General features: G+C 66.5%; 17 protein-coding genes. 10 read left to right on the top strand and 7 right to left on the bottom strand.

The window, feature by feature from the left end; genetic code table 11:
• Positions 1-47 precede the first annotated feature (47 nt).
• The 6 genes from LMT64_RS00170 to LMT64_RS00145 all read right to left on the bottom strand — a co-directional run bounded on the left by LMT64_RS00170 (position 48) and on the right by LMT64_RS00145 (position 7,472).
• Positions 48-686: a LysE family translocator gene (locus LMT64_RS00170; RefSeq protein WP_126351954.1), complete on the bottom strand. Its 639-nt coding sequence runs from the start codon at positions 684-686 to the stop codon at positions 48-50.
• Between the two features lie 75 nt (positions 687-761).
• Complete coding sequence (locus tag LMT64_RS00165) at positions 762-2,531, bottom strand: ABC transporter ATP-binding protein (protein ID WP_211334176.1); 1,770 nt, start codon at positions 2,529-2,531, stop codon at positions 762-764.
• 50 nt (positions 2,532-2,581) lie between these two features.
• On the bottom strand, positions 2,582-3,349 hold the full coding sequence (locus LMT64_RS00160) for a WecB/TagA/CpsF family glycosyltransferase (protein WP_229253240.1): 768 nt from the start codon (positions 3,347-3,349) through the stop codon (positions 2,582-2,584).
• A 27-nt stretch (positions 3,350-3,376) separates the two neighbouring features.
• Positions 3,377-3,796, bottom strand: coding sequence for a secondary thiamine-phosphate synthase enzyme YjbQ (locus LMT64_RS00155; RefSeq protein WP_126351952.1), 420 nt, complete (start codon positions 3,794-3,796; stop codon positions 3,377-3,379).
• Positions 3,797-3,947: 151 nt separating this feature from the next.
• Positions 3,948-6,128, bottom strand: coding sequence for a phosphate acetyltransferase (pta, locus tag LMT64_RS00150; protein WP_229253239.1), 2,181 nt, complete (start codon positions 6,126-6,128; stop codon positions 3,948-3,950).
• Between the two features lie 147 nt (positions 6,129-6,275).
• Complete coding sequence (locus tag LMT64_RS00145) at positions 6,276-7,472, bottom strand: acetate/propionate family kinase (RefSeq protein ID WP_126351951.1); 1,197 nt, start codon at positions 7,470-7,472, stop codon at positions 6,276-6,278.
• Between the two features lie 110 nt (positions 7,473-7,582).
• Here LMT64_RS00145 and LMT64_RS00140 point away from each other — a divergent pair, with 110 nt between their 5' ends.
• Positions 7,583-9,490 (top strand): chorismate-binding protein, encoded by a 1,908-nt coding sequence (locus LMT64_RS00140; RefSeq protein WP_126351950.1) that lies wholly within the window; start codon positions 7,583-7,585, stop codon positions 9,488-9,490.
• Between the two features lies 1 nt (position 9,491).
• On the top strand, positions 9,492-10,223 hold the full coding sequence (locus LMT64_RS00135) for an aminotransferase class IV (RefSeq protein ID WP_126351949.1): 732 nt from the start codon (positions 9,492-9,494) through the stop codon (positions 10,221-10,223).
• A gap of 290 nt (positions 10,224-10,513) precedes the next feature.
• On the opposite strand, the gene uvsE is transcribed toward LMT64_RS00135, so the two are convergent.
• The gene (gene uvsE / locus LMT64_RS00130; protein WP_126351948.1) at positions 10,514-11,425 is read right to left on the bottom strand and encodes a UV DNA damage repair endonuclease UvsE; all 912 of its coding nucleotides are present in this window, start codon (positions 11,423-11,425) and stop codon (positions 10,514-10,516) included.
• Between the two features lie 276 nt (positions 11,426-11,701).
• Between uvsE and LMT64_RS00125 the strand changes: the two genes are divergently transcribed.
• Genes LMT64_RS00125 through mnhG form a run of 8 tightly spaced genes read left to right on the top strand, consistent with a single transcriptional unit; the run spans position 11,702 to position 18,463 of the window.
• Positions 11,702-11,881: a hypothetical protein gene (locus LMT64_RS00125; RefSeq protein WP_229253238.1), complete on the top strand. Its 180-nt coding sequence runs from the start codon at positions 11,702-11,704 to the stop codon at positions 11,879-11,881.
• A 51-nt stretch (positions 11,882-11,932) separates the two neighbouring features.
• Positions 11,933-14,425, top strand: coding sequence for a hydrogen gas-evolving membrane-bound hydrogenase subunit E (gene mbhE / locus LMT64_RS00120; RefSeq protein ID WP_324295861.1), 2,493 nt, complete (start codon positions 11,933-11,935; stop codon positions 14,423-14,425).
• A complete protein-coding gene (locus tag LMT64_RS00115; RefSeq protein ID WP_126351947.1) occupies positions 14,422-15,093 on the top strand; it encodes a Na(+)/H(+) antiporter subunit B in 672 nt (223 codons plus the stop codon). The genes mbhE and LMT64_RS00115 overlap by 4 nt, the downstream gene beginning before the upstream one ends.
• A complete protein-coding gene (locus tag LMT64_RS00110) occupies positions 15,093-15,623 on the top strand; it encodes a sodium:proton antiporter (protein WP_126351946.1) in 531 nt (176 codons plus the stop codon). The genes LMT64_RS00115 and LMT64_RS00110 overlap by 1 nt, the downstream gene beginning before the upstream one ends.
• The gene (locus tag LMT64_RS00105; protein ID WP_126351945.1) at positions 15,620-17,257 is read left to right on the top strand and encodes a proton-conducting transporter transmembrane domain-containing protein; all 1,638 of its coding nucleotides are present in this window, start codon (positions 15,620-15,622) and stop codon (positions 17,255-17,257) included. The genes LMT64_RS00110 and LMT64_RS00105 overlap by 4 nt, the downstream gene beginning before the upstream one ends.
• Positions 17,254-17,769 (top strand): Na+/H+ antiporter subunit E, encoded by a 516-nt coding sequence (locus LMT64_RS00100; protein WP_126351944.1) that lies wholly within the window; start codon positions 17,254-17,256, stop codon positions 17,767-17,769. Before LMT64_RS00105 ends, LMT64_RS00100 begins: the two co-directional genes overlap by 4 nt.
• The gene (locus LMT64_RS00095) at positions 17,766-18,026 is read left to right on the top strand and encodes a monovalent cation/H+ antiporter complex subunit F (RefSeq protein ID WP_126351943.1); all 261 of its coding nucleotides are present in this window, start codon (positions 17,766-17,768) and stop codon (positions 18,024-18,026) included. The genes LMT64_RS00100 and LMT64_RS00095 overlap by 4 nt, the downstream gene beginning before the upstream one ends.
• Positions 18,023-18,463, top strand: a complete 441-nt coding sequence (mnhG, locus tag LMT64_RS00090; protein WP_126351942.1) for a monovalent cation/H(+) antiporter subunit G — start codon at positions 18,023-18,025, stop codon at positions 18,461-18,463. The genes LMT64_RS00095 and mnhG overlap by 4 nt, the downstream gene beginning before the upstream one ends.
• Positions 18,464-18,467: the final 4 nt, after the last annotated feature.

Here is an 18,467-nt window from a genome sequence, read left to right as displayed (position 1 = left end):
GCAAGTGCGCCTGGGGGGAAATGGTTGGGCTGGCGCCAGGCTGCGGGTTACGAGGCAGGCCGCTTGGTCAGCAGCAGGCTGGCCCCCAGGCCTATCAAGAGGCCGCCCAGCGCTTTCTGAACGCGCTCAGCCACAGCGGGCCGGTGCTGAAGGCCCAGCCTGATCCTCTCGGCAGCGTGGGCCAGCAGCGTGTAGAACAGCAGGCTCACCACAAAGTTCACCGCCCCCAGCTGGATGATCTGTAGGGGGATCTGGCCCTGCTCTGGCCGGACGAACTGCGGCAAGACGGCCATGAAGAACAGGATGGCCTTGGGGTTCAGCGCGTTGCCCAAAAAGCCCTGTTGCAGCAGCTGCCAGGGCGTCCTTTGTGGCCCGCCCACATCGCCCAGTTCCAGGCCACCGCGCTGGCGCCAGGCCTGCAGGCCCAGGTAGATCAGGTAGGCCGCGCCCACCATCTTGACCAGCCCGAACAGCGTGGCCGATGCCAGCACAATGGCTGTGAGGCCCAGCAGGGCGGCCAGGATGTGGACCCCGTATCCCAGGCAAACGCCCAGGGCCGTCATAAAGCCACCCCGCTTGTCGTGCGAAAGGGTGTTGCCCAGCACCAGCAGGGCATCGGGACCAGGAACGGCAATGGCCACCAGGACAGCTGCGGCAAAAGCGGCCATGATCTGTGGGTCTATCATCTCAGTTCACCTCTTTGCGGGGACGGCCCGCCGAGAACAGGAGTGGGGGAGGTGGCCAGCCTATCACCCCCTTCCCTATCCCAGCTGCGCCGCGTGTAACTCGCTGTAGGTTCCGCCCCGCGCCAACAACTGCTCATGTGTTCCGGCCTCGGCGATGCGCCCGCCGTCCACCACCACGATCAGATCCGCACCGCGAATGGTAGCGAGGCGGTGGGCGATCACCAGGGTGGTACGGCCCTGCGACAGCTCGGTCAGTGACGCCTGAATGGCCCGCTCGGTGGCGGTGTCCAGCGCCGAGGTCGCCTCGTCCAGAATCAGGATCGGCGGGTTCTTCAGGAACATCCGCGCAATCGCCAGCCGCTGCTTTTGCCCGCCCGACAGCTTGACGCCGCGCTCGCCCACCACCGTGTCCAGGCCGTGGGGCAGCGCGGCGATCACGTCTTCCAGGCGGGCGCGGCGCACCGCTTCCAGGATGTCGGCTTCGGGGGCGTCCAGCCGCCCGTAGGCGATGTTCTCACGCAGCGTGCCGCCGAACAGAAACACGTCTTGCTGCACGCTGCCGATCTGCTCACGCAGGCTGCTGAGTTGCAGGTCACGGATGTCCAGCCCGTCCACCGTGATGCGCCCGCCACTCACGTCGTAAAAGCGCGGCAGCAGCGCACACAGGGTGGTCTTGCCTGCGCCAGAGGGACCGACGAAGGCCACCGTCATGCCAGGCTGGATGTTCAGATTGATGTCCCGCAGCACCGGGCGGCCATCCGCGTAGTGAAAGCTCACGTTCTCAAAGCGGATATCACCGCGCAGCGCCGGGGCCTCAGGCGCGCCGGGGCGGTCTTGCACCTCAGGTTCAGTGTCCAGCAGCTGGGTGTAGCGCCGGAAACCCGCCACGCCCTTGGGATAGGTTTCGATCACCGAGTTGATCTTTTCGATGGGCCGAAAAAACACGTTGACCAGCAGCAAAAACCCCACAAAGCCCCCGGTGCTGAGGTCACCCTGCAACACGAAATAAGCCCCGGCCACCAGCACCACCAGGTTGGTCAGGCGCATGCTGAGGTAGCTGAGGGTGATGCTGGCCGCCATGATGCGGTAGGCATCCAGCTTGACGCGGCGGTAATTGGCGTTGTCGCGGGCAAACAGACTGCGCTCGTGGTCCTCATTGGCAAAGGCCTGCACCACCCGGATGCCGCCGATGTTTTCCTCAATCCGAACATTGAACTGACCCACCGAGTGAAACAGGTTGTGCCAATTCTCGGTCATGCGGCGGCCAAATGAACCCGTCAGCCACAGCACGAACGGCACGATCACCGCAGTGATGGCGGCCAGGGTGGGATGCACGCTGAACATGAGGACCAGCGCTCCAGCCAGCGTCATCACCGCAATAAACAGGTCTTCGGGGCCGTGGTGGGCCACCTCCCCGATTTCTTCGAGGTCTTTGGTCAACCGTCCGACCAGTTGCCCAGTCTTGTGTTCGTCAAAGTAGCCGAACGACAATTTCTGAACGTGGCTGAAGGCCTTGCGCCGCATCTCGGTTTCGATGTTGATGCCCAGCATGTGGCCCCAGTAGTTCACCACCGCCTGAAGCGCCGCCGTCAGCAGATAGATGCCCAGCAAGCCCAGCGCGGCCAGCACGATGACATTCCACTGTCCGGTGGGCAGCAACTGGTCAATAAACAGCTGAATGGCCACCGGAAAGCCCAGTTCCAGCAGTCCCGCCAGCACCGCACAGCCGAAATCAATCAGAAACAGGCGGCGGTGCGGCGCGTAGTAGGAGAAAAAGCGCCGCAGCAGGGGTTGAGGGCTGGCCGGGGCGGCAGCCGTGGAAACAGCGGTAGACGGGACAGTCATTCAGGTCCGAGTGTAGCGGCAGACCTCAGCCCCGAAATAAGCACTCTGGCCTAGTTGTGACGCCGCCGCGCCGCCAGCACGAACGGCACGAACCGCGCCAGTTTGGGTGCCCGGCCCCAGCGGGAGCGGTCCGAGGCGATGCGCCAGACGAACTCCACCCCGGCCCGGCGGGTCCACTCCGGGGCCAGTTCGGCGGTGCCCGCCAGGACGTCCAGCGTGCCCCCACAGCCGATGGCGACGGGCACGCCCATCACCTCCCGGTAGGCTTCGTTGAATTTTTCCTGGCGACCTCCGCCCATGCCAGTCAGCAGCAAGTGGGGCCGGGCCTGGGCAATCTGCGCCGCCACCTCGGCGTCTTGCTCAGGGCCGAAATAGCCGTGGTGGTGCCCGGCAATCTGAATGCCGTAGTCATGAAAGGAGTTCTGGGCGGCCCGCTCGGCCACACCGGGTTCGCCCTCTGATCCCGGTGTGCCACCCAGGAAAAAGACCCGCAGTTCCGGTCCGTGCCGCCGCATCAGGCCACGTGCGATATCTACACCCGGCGCACGCGGCACGTCGCGGCCTTGCAAGGTTTTGGCGGCCCAGACGATCCCCACGCCGTCTGCCGTGACCAGATCCGCTGCCTGCATCACCCGGATAAAATCGTCGTCACTGCGGCTGTCCATGACGAATTCGGGATTCAGCGTGACCACCGTGTGCGGCTTGGATGGGTCCTGGGAGATCCAGCCACCCAGCGTGTCTAGCGTCTGGGCCAGGCTGGGAGCATCCAGCGGCAGGTCAAACAGGGTCGGGCGCTCGGGATGGGCGGGGGCAGACATGGGGGACAGTCTAGCGAACGCCTCCAGTTATTCACCCTGCAGGGTCAGGGTCAGGCTGCGTGCTCCGCCCCGGTCGCGGTGCTCACAGAGGTACACGCCCTGCCAGGTGCCCAGGTGCAGCCGCCCATCACGCACCGGCAGCGTGAGCGACGGCCCCAGCAACGCCGCCTTGAGGTGCGCGGGCATATCGTCCGGCCCTTCATCGGTGTGCTGGAAGTGGGGGTAATCCTCAGGCACCAGATCACTCATGAACTGCTCGAAGTCACGCCGCACGTCCGGGCTGGCATTCTCGCCCAGGGTCAGCGAGGCACTGGTGTGCCGGATAAAGACGTGCAGCAGACCCACGCGCAGGCCGCGTAGCTCCGGCAAGGCCGCCTCAATGTCGCGGGTAATCAGATGAAAGCCGCGCGGATAGGGCCGGAGGCTCAGGTCAGTCTGATGCCACATGGAGGCAGTCTAGATGGGACCACCGCCTACCCCTGCCCCGCCAAGCTAAGGACCACTGCCAGGCTCTCCTCCCATGCCACAGCCCAAGCCTCCCCTGGCGGTCCGCCGTGGCCCGCGTCAGGGTCAACGGCACGCTGCTTCCAGAAGCCGGTCACTCGCCATCTGCTGGCGCCTCAGCTGTACCCAGCAAGGTTTCGGCCTGGGCCTGGGCACGCTCGGCGCTCTGGCTGCTGCGGCGCTCGGCCTGCAGCGCCTGAATGGCGGTCAGGGCAATGGTGTACACGATATCGTCCACCAGTGCGCCACGTGAGAGGTCGTTGACGGGCTTGCCCAGGCCCTGCAACATCGGCCCCACCGCCACCACGCCCGCGCTGCGCTGCACGGCCTTGTAAGTGGTGTTTCCGGTGTTCAGGTCGGGAAAGACAAACACCGTGGCACGCCCGGCCACCGGACTGCCTGGAGCCTTGGCGCGGCCCACGCTTTCCACGCTGGCAGCGTCGTACTGGAGGGGGCCATCTACCGTCAGATCCGGGCGGCGCTGGCGGACCAGATCGGTGGCCCGCTTGACCTTTTCCACGTCCTCGCCGCTGCCGCTGCTGCCGGTGGAATAGGAAATCATCGCCACGCGCGGCGTAATCCCAAAGGCCTGGGCCGATTCGGCGCTCTGGATGGCGATTTCGGCCAGTTCCTCGGCGTTGGGGTTGGGGTTGATGGCGGCGTCGCCGTAAACCAGCACCTGCTCCGGCATCAGCATGAAGAAGACACTGCTGACCAGGCTGCTGCCCGGTGCGGTGCGGATCAGCTGAAAAGCCGGGCGCACCGTATTGGCCGTCGTATGCACGGCCCCCGACACCAGCCCGTCTACCTCACCCTGGGCCAACATCATGGTGCCTAGCACCACCGTGTCTTCCAACTGCGCCAGGGCCTGCTGGGGGGTCAGGCCCTTGCTTTTGCGCAGTTCTACCATCGGGGCCACGTAGTCCTCCCGGATCGCGGCCGGGTCAATGATTTCCAGGCCGTCTGGGATGCTCAGGCCCTGGCTTTGGGCCACCTGCTGCACGCTTACCGGGTCGGCCAGCAGGACGGGGCGGGCAATGCCTTTTTCCACGCAGCGAATGGCGGCGTTCACGGTGCGCGGCTCATCGCCTTCAGGAAGGACGATGCGCTTACCCGCTGCGCGCGCCTTCTGGATCAGCTCGAAGCGGAAGGCGCTGGGCGGCAGCCGCCGCTCCTGCCCAAGTCGGCCATTCAAGCGGCCTACCAGTTGCGCGGTGTCCAGCCGGTCTGCCGTGAAGTCCAGGGCCTGTCCCATCCGCTCCAGGTCGTCGTGCGGCACCTTGTTGCTCATTTCGACCAAGCGGGTGGTCGTCTCAAAGGAATTGGTGGGCACCCGCAGCACCGGCAGCGTACTGGTCAGCGCCGCGCTACACAGCCGCGCGATAGACGGCTCCGGCGCGACTCCACTGGTCAGCAGCAGCCCGGCCAGCGGCACCCCACTGAGGTGCGCCAGGCTGGCCGCCATCACTACGTCTTCGCGGTCACCGGGGGTCAGGATCAGTGCGCCGGGCGCAAACAGGTTCTGCTCGGCCATGCCTGGCACGCCCCGCGCGGTTACCACAAAGCGGCGAATGCGGCGGGTTTCCATCTCGCCGGCGTTCAGCACTTCGGCGTTCAGATAGCGGGCAATGTCTACCGTACGCACGGCTTTCAGCTCCGGATTGTCGGTAATCACACCCAGCAGCGGCAGCTCACCGCCCGCCAGAATCTTGGAGTGCTGGCGCAGCCCAGCCAGCAAGCCGCCAAAGTCAAACTTTTCAGGAGCGAAGTTCAGCACGTAGCCCGCCAGCCCGGAGCCGTCCGAGCGGCGATAGTTCTGCGCGGCGATTTCCAGCTCGTCGGCCAGGGCAGCAGGCGTGGTGCCGCGTAGGTCCGACACCAGCACCACCTCAGCGCCGAGGTTACGGGCCAGGTCAGCATTCAGCCGGGTGGCGTAGGAGTTACGCTCGTTCAGCGCCAGACCTTCGACCACCAGCACGTCCAGTTCGCCCATGCCGTGTGCCAGGGCGATCACCTCCTCCATCAGCTCGTCACCCTCGCCCACCGAGAGCTGCTGCTCGGCGTGCTCCAGGCTGATGGGATCGGGCGTGGCGGTGGACCCGCTCAGGCTGCGGGCAAACTGCACACTGGCGCTGGGACCGTCGCCGTGCGTCTGGGCGATGGGCTTGAGAAAACCAGCCCGCAGGCCCTGACGTTCCAGGGCCCGGACCAGGCTCAGGGCAACGGTGGAGAGACCCACACGGTTCTGGGTCGGCGCAACGAAAAAGGTTTTCATGGGGAACTCCTTGGGAAAGTGGATGGGAGATGATGGTTGATGGAGAGACGGTCTAGGACCGGACAGTCAACAGGAGTAAAGGCAAGATAGACGGTGGCCCACCAGGCTTCATAACATCAACCCTGAGCCGCGCCAGCGGTGGAACCCTCAACCACGAACGACTTCACGCGTCTGCCGGGCGATCATCAGTTCTTCGTTGGTATTCACGACCAAGGCAGCAGCGCGGCTGTCAGAGGCGCTGATTACGCCGCCCTGGCCGCGCACGTTGGCAGCGTTGGCGGAGTCATCCAGCGTCAGGCCCAGCGCCCGCAGCCGTGCCACGGTCCGTGCCCGCACCAGTGAACTGTTCTCCCCGATGCCGCCGGTAAAGACCAGCGCGTCCAACCGGTCCAGCGAGGCGGTCATGGCCCCGATGTAGCGGGCCAGACGGTGGACATAGGCGTCCAGCGCCAGCGCTGCGCCCGCGTGCCCCTCCCCTGCCGCCGCTTCCAGCTCGCGCATGTCGTTGGTCAGTCCACTAAGGCCCAGCAGACCGCTTTCACGGTTCAGTGCCGCGGTGATCTCTGGCAGGGTCAGGCTGGCTTCACGGGCCAGGTAGTCGTGCAGCGCCGGGTCCACATCGCCCGAACGTGTGCCCATGATCAGCCCTTCCAGCGGGGTCAGACCCATAGAGCTGTCGCGGCTCTGCCCACCCTGCACCGCCGCCACACTAGAGCCATTGCCTAGATGCGCCGTCACCAGGCCCAGCTCAGCGGGGTCACGGCCCAGCATGCGCGCTGCCTCAGCCGCAACAAACTGGTGACTGGTGCCGTGAAAACCGTAGCGCCGCACCCCGTAGTCGGTGTACCAGTGTTCAGGCACGGCGTAGCGGTAGGCAGCGGGCGGCATGGTCTGGTGAAAGGCCGTGTCGAAGACCGCCACATGCGGCAGATCACTGAATGCCGTGCGGGCTGCGTCAATTCCCGCCAGATTGGCCGGATTGTGCAGTGGGGCCAGCGGCACGCACTCGCGAATGGCCTGCTCCACCTCCGGCGTGATGAGCGCCGACGCTGCGAAGGCTTCGCCACCGTGAACCACCCGGTGCCCGACTGCGGCCACCTCCTCCCGCACACCCAGCGCATCCAGCTCGGCCATGACGCGGGCCACCGCCTCGGCGTAGGAGCCGCCGCTCAGGCTTTCTTCGGTGCGCTCCGGTTGCCCTGCACCGCCTTGGTCCAGCCGAATCCTGGCCCCCGCCTGCCCCAGCCGCTCGGCCAGGCCCGACAGCCGTGTCTCGCCACTTTCCGGGTCCAGCAGCGCGAATTTCAGGCTGCTGGACCCGCTATTCAGTACCAGAATCTGCATGGGTCCATTGTGGCGCATGGGGCAGAAGGCTGCGCGCCGGGTGAAAATCCTTTCCGGGCGACGGACACTGACCCCGTGGACAAGGCCAACCATGTCTTACACTGTCAGCCGTGTCCCACCCCCTGCCGGATCTCTCCCCCGCTGACGCCCTGCTGCGGCTGCGCGGCGCGGGCCTGCCCCACCTGGCGCTGCTGGAATCGGCGGGGCCAGTCACCGCGTACGGGCGCTACAGCTTTCTGAGTGCCGCGCCGGATCACATCCAGACCGAGATTCCCGAGCGGCCAGGTGGCGACGCGTTCTTTCCGGCTTACCTGGGCGGCTTGCACTATGAGGCGGCGGCGCAGTTTGGGCTGTCCACGCACCCGCCCACGCCGGGGGCGAGCTGGTGGGGCCACTATCCATCCGGGCTGGTGTGGGACCGGCAGGCCGGAACGCTCACGGTGGTGGGCCAGCCGCACCTGGACTGGGCCGCGCTGCTGGCCGCTGACCCGGCTGCGCCCCGACCGCTGACGCTGGGGCCGCTCAGCGCCGACGATCTGGACTACCGCGCCGGGGTGAGGACCATTCAGGAGCTGATCCGCGCCGGAGAGGTGTATCAGGTGAACCTCTCACGCGGCGTCTCGGCCCCGGCGCAGGGCGATCCGCTGGAAGCGTACCTCCGCCTGCGGGCCGAGAATCCCAGCCCATTTATGGCCTATCTGGAGACGGAAGGCAGCGTGGTGGTGTCGGTCAGCCCGGAGCGGCTGGTCGACTGGCAGCCTGGGCCAGACGGACTGAATATCAGCGCCCGCCCCATTGCCGGAACCCGGCGGCGCGGCGACACCCCCGCCGAGGACGCCGCCCTCGAAGCCGAGCTGCGCGCCGACCCCAAAGAGCGGGCCGAACACACCATGCTGGTGGACTTGGTGCGCCACGACCTGGGCCGGGTAGCGGCCAGCGGCAGCGTGCGCGTGCCGGACCTGATGCTGGTCGAGCGCTACAGCCACGTGATGCATCTGGTCTCAGAAGTAGCGGCGCAGGCGCAGGGCGGGCTGAGCGTGCGTGACCTGCTGGCCGCCACTTTTCCGGGCGGCACGATCACCGGAGCGCCCAAAGAGCGGGTCATGGAAGCCATCGCGGACCTGGAACCGCACCCGCGCCGCTGGTACACCGGGAGCGTGGGGCGCGTCAGCGGGCAGGGCGCGGACTTCAATATCCTGATTCGCACGGCGGATTTCCAGCGCAGCGGGGACGGCTGGCGGGTCACGGTGCGGGCCGGGGGCGGCACGGTGATCGACTCGGACCCGGACAACGAAGGCGAGGAAACCGTCCACAAGGCCCAGGCGCTGCTGGGCGTGCTGGCAGGGCTGCCGGGTCGCCGCGCCCAGCCCCCGGCCCCGCCCGTCAGCGGGCGCGACTGGCGGCCCCCGCCGCCCCCCACCGCGCCGCCGCTGCGGGTGCTGCTGCTGGACAACCGCGACTCGTTCACCATGAATCTGGCGCACGACCTGCTGGCCCTCGGCGCTCAGGTGGAGGTCCGCAGCCAGGATGAGGACGCCGCCGCACTGCTGGCGACCCGCCCGGACGCGGTCATGATCGGCCCCGGCCCCGGCACGCCGCAGACGAGTGGCTGCACGCTGGAGCTGACCCGCCGCAGTTTGCAGGGGGGCGTCCCGCTACTGGGCGTATGCCTGGGCCATCAGGCGCTGGGCGAGGTGCTGGGCGGCGCGGTGGTGCGTGGTCAGCCGGTGCATGGTCGCCCCGAAGCGATGCAGCACAGCGGCGCGGGCCTGTGGGCAGGCATCCCGCAGGGGGCCGAGTTTGGGCGTTACCACTCGCTGGTCGTGGAGGGGCTGGATGAGCGGCTGGTCAGCGCCCGCAGCGCCGCAGGGGTGGTACAGGCGCTGGACGTGCAGGCTGTCACCGGGCGACCCGCCTGGGCGGTGCAGTTCCACCCCGAAAGCGTGCTGAGTCCCTGGGGGCGGGTGCTGCTGGGCAACTGGCTGAGGCTGGCGCAGGCGGGCGGGCAGGGCGGCTGAGATGACGGAGCTGTCTCCCCTGCCCCCGCAGCTGAGCACGCCGGCGGCGCTGCACGGGGCCACTGCCTTTACCACCATCCGCACCCGCCGTGGCCGAGCGCTGCTGTGGTCCGAGCATCTGGCGCGGCTGGCGGGGACCGCAAAGCTGCTGGGCCTGCCGGACCCCGGCCTGCCGCAGCCGCCCGCGCTGGGGCCGTTGCCGTGGGGCCTGCTGCGTCTCACACTGAGCGAGGGGGGGCTGTACCACAGCCACGCGCCGCTGACGCCGGGGCCGAGGCCAGAGGCGGGCGTGACGGTCAGGCTGACCGACTGGCAGGTTCACCCGCAACTGGCGGCCCACAAGACCGGGAATTACCTCCCCTACCGCCTCGCCGGGGCCGAAGCGGTGGCAGCAGGTGCGTTCGAGGGGTGGCTGCGGCTGGGGGACACCCTGGCCGACGGCAGCCGCACCGCGCCGCTGCTGGAGCTGGGCGGAGAATGGGTCGTACCGGCGGGTGGCCTGCCCAGCGTGACCCGCGCTCATTTCTTGCAACAAGCCCGGCTGCGGGATCAGCCCTTCACCGAGCGCCCTGTCCGTCTGGCCGAACTGCCCTCCATTTCCCGCGCCTGGGTCTGCGGCAGCGGCGTGGGCGTGGTCCCGTTGCGGGAGCTGTGGCTGGAGGGCCAGCGGCTGAAGCTGGAGGCCGTATGGCCGGACGGAGCGGATGAGGTGACGTGCTGGCCGGGGGGTTAATCCCTAGCGCAGTTCTCCAAAGTCCAGGCTGGGCGTAAGTTCCATCTGAGCGCTGAGGCCTTCGCGCTTTAGAAGCACACACCTCGGGCCAGCCGCCGCCTTGCAACATGTGAACGCCCACCCCGCGGGTCAGCCTGACGGACAGACCGACTTCTTCCCGGGCTTCCCGAACAGTGACCTAGACTGGGGCATCGTAGACGCCCCCCGGCGCGCCCCCTAAACCGGGGACAACGCTCTGGCGTAGGGCCAGCATAGCGCCGGACCAGCACAGCGACGTTGATGGCTACCCCTTACTGCCCAGCCATCAGCGCCGCCACTGCCTCCTCTTTGCCCTTGGCCTCCACCTCAATCCATTCCACGCCGGCGTAGCTGCTCGGCAAGTCGGTGATCAGGTACGAGTGACGGCGGTCATGCGGTCCCTCTATCCCGTTGCTCAGGTGGACCAGCTGCCACTCGGGAGGCTGCCAGGTGGCCCGCGCCCGCGCTGTCCAGGCCGCCACGCTGGGGTCTTCGTAGTCTGGCAGGCGCTCGCGCACGACGTGGTGATGTGCATCAAAGACAAACGGCGTCCCGGTGGCCTCACAGACCGGCAGCAGCTCGGCAGGGCCATACGCCCGCTCGTCGTTTTCCAGCGCCAGCCGGGTGCGGATGCCGTCTGGCAGGTCGGGAATCAGGGCAGCCAGCTCAGCCCCGCGCCTGCCTTTGCCGCCGTGCAGCAGCAGGATATTCCAGTGGCTGCGCTCCAGACCCAGCGCATCCATCACGCGTGCGTGAATGCCCAGCGCGTGCAGACTGCTCTCACGCACCTCGGGACGCTCACTGTTCAGCACGATGAACTGCTCGGGGTGCATCAGCGTGCGGATGCCCGCCGCCTGGAACGCCGCGCCTGCCGCCCGCAGCTCGCCGCTCAGCTCGGCGAACACCTCCCCGGAAATCTGGTCGTCCACGCCCCCATGCCGCAGGTCCAGCATCGGAAAGAGACTGGAGCTGAGGCGGTACAGCCGGATGCCCCGCGCCGCGCAGAACCCGGCGGCGACGTGCAGGCGCTGAATGTTGCTGGCGTACAGATCGTAGAGTTTGGCCCGCTTGTCCGCGTCACTCAGGGCCAGGTAGCGGGTGCGGGTCACGGTGCGGAAGCGCACTTCGGGGCCGACGGTCAGGCAGACCAGGCCGTAAGCAGGAGAATGGGGCAGGTCAACCATAGGTCATCAGGTTAGAGCCGCAGCAGACCAGAGGCAGTGGCGCAGACGGCAAACCGAAAAGTCAAAAGTAGAGATAAAAATGCAGCCACCGACCTCCACTTGTTAGACTGGACTCCGGTCAGGTGCTTTCCGGTTTCGCTGGGACCCGAACACCTTGAGACGTTTGCTCGGCGCAGACGACACGGCACTGCGGGGGGGCAGGGTCAGGGAGCACGGGGTGGCCGCACTGTGCAGATTCCCTTTCAGCGTCTGAGCCTACGGTCTGCCTTAGTATTTATGCAGCATTTGAACTGCAACACCGCTCCGACCTGCGGCGGCACCACGGCTCCAGGCTCCTGCTGGACCCGCCTGCCTGCCTTTGAAGCGCCCAGCCCCGGCATCACCTGGCGCACTCCACCCCAGAATTTCAACTTTTATCTCTTAGAGGAGGGCCATGAACATCCATATCCTGACTGACCCGACCCACCTGCCCGGCTGCGGGCTGGCCCCCAGGGAAGGTGGCCGCCCTTGTCACTGACCCTCGCCGTTCTTTTTCCATTTTTGATGGCGGCCATCGTCGCCTGGGCGGGACTGCACCTGGGCCGCCGCGCCGGGTATCTGGCGGCCCTGGGCTTCCTGCCCGCGCTGCTGCTGGCGGTGCCGCTGTCCGGCATGCCCGCCGCCGAGCCGCTGTACGAGCGGTGGCCCTGGGTGCCTACCCTGGGGCTGGACCTGGCCTTCCGGGGTGACGGCTTTTCGCTGCTGTTCGCCGTCCTGATCGGTGTGATCGGCACGCTGGCCAGCCTGTACTCGGTCAGCTACCTGTCCAGCAAGGAGCGCTTCGCCCGCTTTTACGCGTATCTGCTGCTGTTCGGTGGGTCCATGCTGGGCCTGGTCCTCAGCGACAACCTGATCGCTCTGTTCGGCTTCTGGGAAATGACCTCTATCACGTCCTTTCTCTTGATTGGCCTGTGGCACGCCCGCGCCGCCGCGCGTGACGGGGCCATCAAAGCCTTTTTGGTTTCCGCAATGGGCGGCCTGGGCCTGCTGGCCGCCGCTGCCCTCATCGGCGCCGCTGGGGGCAGCTACAACCTGTCCGAAATTGATCTGGCGGCGCTGCAGGCCTCGCCCCTCTTCGTGCCTGCCATGCTGCTTACCCTGCTGGCCGCCTTTACCAAATCGGCACAGTTGCCGTTTCACCTGTGGCTTCCCACGGCCATGGAAGCGCCTACTCCAGTCAGCGCCTTTTTGCATTCGGCCACGATGGTCAAAGCCGGGGTCTTTCTGGTCGCCAAATTCGGGCTGCTGTTCGCCGGTCATCCGCTGTGGTCGGCCATCATCGTACCGCTGGGCCTGGCCACCATGACCTGGGGCAGCTACCTGGCCCTGCGTCAGACCGACCTCAAAGCACTGCTGGCCTTTTCCACCATCTCGCAGCTGGGCCTGCTGATGAGCCTGTATGGCCTGGCTGACCCTGAGGGCCGTTTCAGTGCCACCACACACCTGCTGAACCACGCCGCGTTCAAGGCCGCGCTGTTCTTCGTGGTGGGCATCATCGACCACGAAACCGGCACCCGCGAAATCCCCAAGCTCAGCGGTCTGCGCCGGGTCTTTCCGGTGACTTTCGTGCTGGCCTTGCTCGCGGCCCTCAGCATGGCGGGTATTCCGCCACTGGGCGGATTCGTGTCCAAGGAGCTGTTTTACGAGGCGATGCTGCATCACGGCGTTCCTTTCTTGCTGGTGGCCGTCGTAGGCAGTGCGCTGACCCTGGCCTATACGGTCCGCTTCATGTCGGTCTTTTCTGGGCGCTTGGAACATCCCGGTGACCAGCGCCCCGAGCGTCCCACGGATGCCATCCTGGCCCCGATCATTCCATTGGTGGGCGCTGCGGTGCTGTTCGGGGTGTGGCCCGCCAGCGCCGAGCGGCTGACCCGCACCGCCGAAAACGCCCTGCAATTTTCCGAACACGGCGCGCACCTATCGCTATGGCACGGTATCACTCCAGCCTTGATCGCCACGCTGGTCACCTGGGCCATTGGGGCCTTCGTGTGGTGGCGCCGCGATGAGTTCGCGGCCATGCAGCGCCGCCTGACACCAGGCTGGAACGCGAATACGGCCTACTATGGCCTGCGGGAGTGGCTGGACATCACCGCCACCGCCGTCATCCTGCGGACCCAGGGCCTGGCGCTGCCGAGCCAACTGCGCTTCAGCCTGATCGCGGCGGGCCTGATCGTGGCCTTCGTGCTGCTGCGCGCTCCCCAGCCTTTCGCGCTGGATTTCGACTTCTCGCTCAGCCTGCTGCTGATCGTCACCCTGCTGATTGCCGGGGCAGTGGGTGTGTTGCTGGCCCGCAACCGTTTGACCGCCGTGCTGCTGATGGGCCTGACCGGATTTGGGACCGCCGCGGCCTTTTTGGCCTTCCGCGCCCCCGACCTGGCCCTTACCCAGATGGTCATCGAGACCGTCACGGTGATTTTGTTTCTGCTGGCCTTCCGCTACCTGCCGGGCGTACGTGACCTGCCACGTACCCGCGCGCAGTACGTGACCGACCTGACCATCGCAGCGGCAGCGGGCCTGGGCACGATGGTGTTCGTCCTGGCCAGTCAGCCGAGCCTGGCCGACAAGATCTCGCCCTATCACCTGGCTTACTCCTACAAGGGCGGTGGCGGCAACAACGTCGTGAACGTGACCCTGGTGGATTTCCGTGGCTTCGATACCCTGGGTGAAATCATCGTGGTGGGCATGGTCAGCCTGGCCGTGGTGGGCATGGTCAGCCTGGCCGTGCTGGCCCTGGTGCGCGTAGGCAAACGCGGCCAGACGGGCAGCAACTCACAGCAGGCCGAAGCGGCGGACCCGACCAGCAACATGGCCCTGATTCCGACCCGTCAGGAGCGTGAACGGATTCGCCAACTCCTGATCGAGCAAGGCACCCTGTCTTCCCCGGAGCCGCAGACACCCCCACGGCAGCGGGGCTTTAGCCGTATCCGTCAGAATCTGTCCGGCAATGGAGGTCCCGAATGAGCCGCAAAAAGAAGCGTCCCGGTCAGTCGGTCTCCCGCAAAGCAGGCCGTCAGACGCCGCCTGCCCCCAGCAAGACACCAACCCCACAGGACACGGCTGCCGCCGAAGCCAAGCCAGGCCTGCGCCGCCGCACCCTAAATGCCCTGCGGCCAGGCCGTCACCCCTGGGGCCGCGACGTGCCGGAACTCGGTGGTGCTGCGCCGGACCGTGACTACGCCGTGCTGGCGCAGTCGGTCATCAAAGACCCGGTGCTGCGGACCGTGGCCCAACCAGCCTTCGCGCTGATTATGCTGCTGGCGTTGTTGCTGTTCTGGCGCGGCCACCAGCTGCCGGGCGGGGGCTTTGTGGGTGGGGCCATGACCGTCTGCGCCCTGCTGCTGCACCGCATCGCTACCGGCCACGCTCCGCTCAAATTCGACTTTGCACGTCTGATTCCGGTCGGTCTGGCCACCGCCTTTGTCACGGGTCTGGTGCCTTATCTGACCGGACGCTCTTTTCTCAAGAGCGACTACGGTTATCTGACCACGCCCGTTACCGGAGAATTCGAGTGGGCCACCGCGCTGCTGTTCGACCTGGGCGTGTACCTGTTGGTGGTGGGCGGCGGCATGGCCATCGCCGAAGCACTGATCGACATTCACCCGACCGAACGGGTTGAGGAGGACCTCTGATGGAAACACTGTTTGCCCTGGTGATCGGGGTCCTGGTGGGTGCGGGGGTCTTTATGCTGCTCTCGCGGGTCATCGTGCGGGTGGCGCTGGGCCTGTCGTTTATCGCTTATGGCGTGAACCTGGCGATCCTGACGGCGGCTGGCCTAGGCCAGGAATCACCGCCGCTGCTCAGCTTGCCGGGACCCTATGTGGACCCACTGCCGCAGGCCCTGATCCTGACGGCCATCGTGATCGGATTTGCGACCACAGCGCTGCTGCTCACGGTGGCGATTCGGGCCTATCAGGTTGCTGGACACGACGACGCCGAAGCCTTTGGCGACAACCTGGCCGACGATCCGGGCAACCCAGATGGCCGCCCTGCCGACGCTGAACACCCCAGCCCCGACATCCCCGATACCGAGCATTACGAAGAAGCACCGACCCCAGCTGACCTGATCATCCTGAGTGCCCGGCCCCAGTTCCGCTCGGTGGCGGACACTCAGGATCAGGACACCGCACCGGATAAACCCCACACAGGAGGCACCCGATGAGTTTGTCTGCCCTGGCCCCTGTCCTGGGAACCGATACCGGATGGACCGCCGCCCCGATCATCATTCCGCTGGGCACCGCCCTGCTGTTGCTGCTGCCGCTGCGCCGCACCCTACAAGCGGGTCTGTCTATCGTCGGCACCGTGCTGATGCTCCTGGCGTCGGTCTACCTGCTGATTCAGGCCGGACACGGCCAGATTCTCACCACCAATATGGGCGGCTGGCCCGCGCCGTTTGGAATCACCATGGTGGCCGACCGCCTGGGCGCCTGGATGAGTCTGCTCACGTCCATCAGTGCCGTGCTAAGTGTGCTGTACGCTGCCGCCATGCCCGACCGGGTGCGCGAGCGGCATCACCTCTTCGCCCTGATGCAGTTCCTGTTCGCAGGGGTGCAGATCTCGTTCCTGACCGGGGACCTCTTTAACCTGTTCGTGGCTTTCGAGGTCATGCTGGTCGCCAGTTACGCACTGGCGGTGCTGGGCAGCACCCGTGAGCAGCTGCGTGAGGGCTTTCGCTACATCGTGATGAACCTCACCGCTTCGGCGCTGCTGGTCGCCACCGTGGGCATGATCTACGGCCTGATAGGCACGCTGGATATGGCCCACCTGTCGCAGCGCTCCGCCGAGCTGGGCGTCAACCATGTGGTCACGGCCTTCAGCATCCTGCTCTTGATCGTCTTTTCGGCCAAATCGGCGCTGTTTCCGCTGGGGTTCTGGCTGCCGGGAACCTACCCAGCCGTGCCGCCAGCAGCGGGGGCCTTTTTCGCCGCCATCCTGACCAAAGTGGGCATCTACGCGCTGGCCCGCACCTTCAACACCATCTTCGTAGGCGAGCCGCACATCGCGCAGAACATCCTGCTGATTCTGGGCACCGTGACCATGCTGTACGGGGCGCTGGGGCTGGTGTCACAGCGTGAATGGCGGCGCATCCTGGCCTTCGTGGTGGTGGTGTCGGTGGGCTTCATGGCGATGGGCCTGGGTGCCGGGACGCCGGAAGCGCTCAACGCCACCATGTTCTATGTCGGGGTCAGCGTGGCGGTCACCTCGGCCATGTTCCTGCTGGCGGGCGTGGCCGAGCGCGCCACCGGCACCACCCACGTCAACGTGCGCGGCATGCTGGAACACCGTCCCCTGCTGGCGGGCCTCTTTATGCTGGGAGCACTGACCATCGCGGGTCTGCCGCCCACCGGGGGCTTTATCGCCAAGTTCGCGCTGATCGCTTCGGTGCTGGAGGTCGGCACGCCGCTGGCTTACCTCGCAGCGGGCAGCGCCCTGGTCAGCTCTTTGATCATCCTGTACGCCATGCTGAACATGTGGCGGGCCTTCTTCTGGGGCAAGCGCCACAGTGACCGCCAGTTGCGCCCCAACCCGGCTGGTCAGCTGGCCGCCCTGTACCTGGCGATGGGCGCCGTGGCCCTCACTGCCCTGAGCGCTGGGCCCATGATGGCGTATACCGCTGACCTGAGCCGCGACCTCCAGACCCCGGAGCGCTACCGCACCGCGGTGCTGGGCACTGACCCGGTGGTTATTCCCGACCCCTACTCGCCGGAATACTACAAGTTCACAGCGCCGGAAGCGGGCGCGGAGATTGAACATGACCCGGCCCACGACCCGGCCCCTGCGGAGGCGAACCCATGAGGGGCCTGACACTGAATCTGCTGCTGGCCGTGGTCTGGGCGCTGCTGGCCGGACGGCTGGGCACCCGTGAACTGCTGATCGGCTTTCTGGTGGGCCTGCTGGTCCTGACACTTTTCCCCAGAGCCTTGGGCACCGAGCTGTATATCGCCCGGTTGCGGGCGGTGGGCCGCTTCGTGTGGTTTTTCCTGCGCGAACTGACCGTCGCCAACGTGCAAGTCGCCAGTTTCGCGCTGCGCCGCCACCCGCCGCTCTCGCCGCTGATCGTGGCGGTACCACTGCGGCTGACCAGCGAAGCCTCGCAGACCATGCTGGCCGCCACCATCACGCTGATGCCCGGCACGGTGGCGATGGGCTTCAACCCTGAGCGCACCGTCATGTACGCCCACGCCATCGGTATTCCCGACCCGGATGATGCCCGCGAGAGCATCCTGAAAGTGGAGCGCTACTTGCTGGACATCCTGCACCCCATCCCCGATCCCGACCACTTGCCCCCTGAGGAGGGAACAGCATGATTATCGACCTGTCGCTGGCCATTGTCGCGATCTCTGCCGTACTGGTGGCCTTCCGGGTGCTGCGCGGCCCCAGTTGGGGGGACCGCATCATGGCCTTCGATTTCCTGAGCGTCAATCTGGTGGTCCTGTTCGTGCTGTTCGGGGTGCGGACCGGCCTACTGGTGATGTTGGACGCCGCGTTGGTGCTCAGCCTGCTGGGCTTCCTGAGTACGGTGGCGCTGGCCCGCTACTTGCTGCTGAATCAGGTGATGAAATGAACGGCGACCTTGCGCACACCCTGACGGCCTGGGACATCAACCTGTGGCGTGACATCCCCGTATTGATCGGCAGCATTTTCGTGCTGGCCGCCGCCATCGGCGTGCTGCGCTTTCCGGACCTCTACAGCCGCCTGCACGCCAGCTCCAAACTGGTCACCCTGGGATCGGCAGGCATCTATTTGGGTGTGGCGGTGGACTTTGCCGAGCCGAGCGCTTTTACGCGGCTGCTGGCGGTGCTGCTATTTCAGTTCATTACCACGCCGCTGAGTGCATACCTGATCGCACAGGCCAGTTACCTCCGCGGCCTGCCAGCAGCACTGTCTACCCCGCCGCGCGGCCAAGCCGACGAGTGGGGCGCTCCCGGTCTGGCCACCCAGATCAGCGAGGCGCGGCAGGCCCAGGCTGCCCAAACCCAGGCCCACCCAGACCCGCAGTAATGGT

Origin of the sequence: Deinococcus radiophilus, from assembly GCF_020889625.1 — a bacterium.
GTDB lineage: Bacteria > Deinococcota > Deinococci > Deinococcales > Deinococcaceae > Deinococcus > Deinococcus radiophilus.
Note: the sequence above shows the minus strand (reverse complement) of the source record. Positions and strands in the feature narration are given on the sequence as shown.

Bases quoted from the DNA above. Each gene is read 5' to 3' on its own strand.
- LMT64_RS00095 (WP_126351943.1), top strand. From the start codon at position 17,766: ATGATTATCGACCTGTCGCTGGCCATTGTCGCGATCTCTGCCGTACTG.
- LMT64_RS00105 (WP_126351945.1), top strand. From the start codon at position 15,620: ATGAGTTTGTCTGCCCTGGCCCCTGTCCTGGGAACCGATACCGGATGG.
- LMT64_RS00110 (WP_126351946.1), top strand. From the start codon at position 15,093: ATGGAAACACTGTTTGCCCTGGTGATCGGGGTCCTGGTGGGTGCGGGG.
- LMT64_RS00135 (WP_126351949.1), top strand. From the start codon at position 9,492: ATGACGGAGCTGTCTCCCCTGCCCCCGCAGCTGAGCACGCCGGCGGCG.
- LMT64_RS00165 (WP_211334176.1), bottom strand. From the start codon at position 2,531: ATGACTGTCCCGTCTACCGCTGTTTCCACGGCTGCCGCCCCGGCCAGC.
- LMT64_RS00145 (WP_126351951.1), bottom strand. From the start codon at position 7,472: ATGCAGATTCTGGTACTGAATAGCGGGTCCAGCAGCCTGAAATTCGCG.
- LMT64_RS00125 (WP_229253238.1), top strand. From the start codon at position 11,702: ATGCAGCATTTGAACTGCAACACCGCTCCGACCTGCGGCGGCACCACG.
- uvsE (WP_126351948.1), bottom strand. From the start codon at position 11,425: ATGGTTGACCTGCCCCATTCTCCTGCTTACGGCCTGGTCTGCCTGACC.
- pta (WP_229253239.1), bottom strand. From the start codon at position 6,128: ATGAAAACCTTTTTCGTTGCGCCGACCCAGAACCGTGTGGGTCTCTCC.
- LMT64_RS00155 (WP_126351952.1), bottom strand. From the start codon at position 3,796: ATGTGGCATCAGACTGACCTGAGCCTCCGGCCCTATCCGCGCGGCTTT.
- mnhG (WP_126351942.1), top strand. From the start codon at position 18,023: ATGAACGGCGACCTTGCGCACACCCTGACGGCCTGGGACATCAACCTG.
- LMT64_RS00100 (WP_126351944.1), top strand. From the start codon at position 17,254: ATGAGGGGCCTGACACTGAATCTGCTGCTGGCCGTGGTCTGGGCGCTG.
- LMT64_RS00170 (WP_126351954.1), bottom strand. From the start codon at position 686: ATGATAGACCCACAGATCATGGCCGCTTTTGCCGCAGCTGTCCTGGTG.
- LMT64_RS00160 (WP_229253240.1), bottom strand. From the start codon at position 3,349: ATGTCTGCCCCCGCCCATCCCGAGCGCCCGACCCTGTTTGACCTGCCG.
- LMT64_RS00115 (WP_126351947.1), top strand. From the start codon at position 14,422: ATGAGCCGCAAAAAGAAGCGTCCCGGTCAGTCGGTCTCCCGCAAAGCA.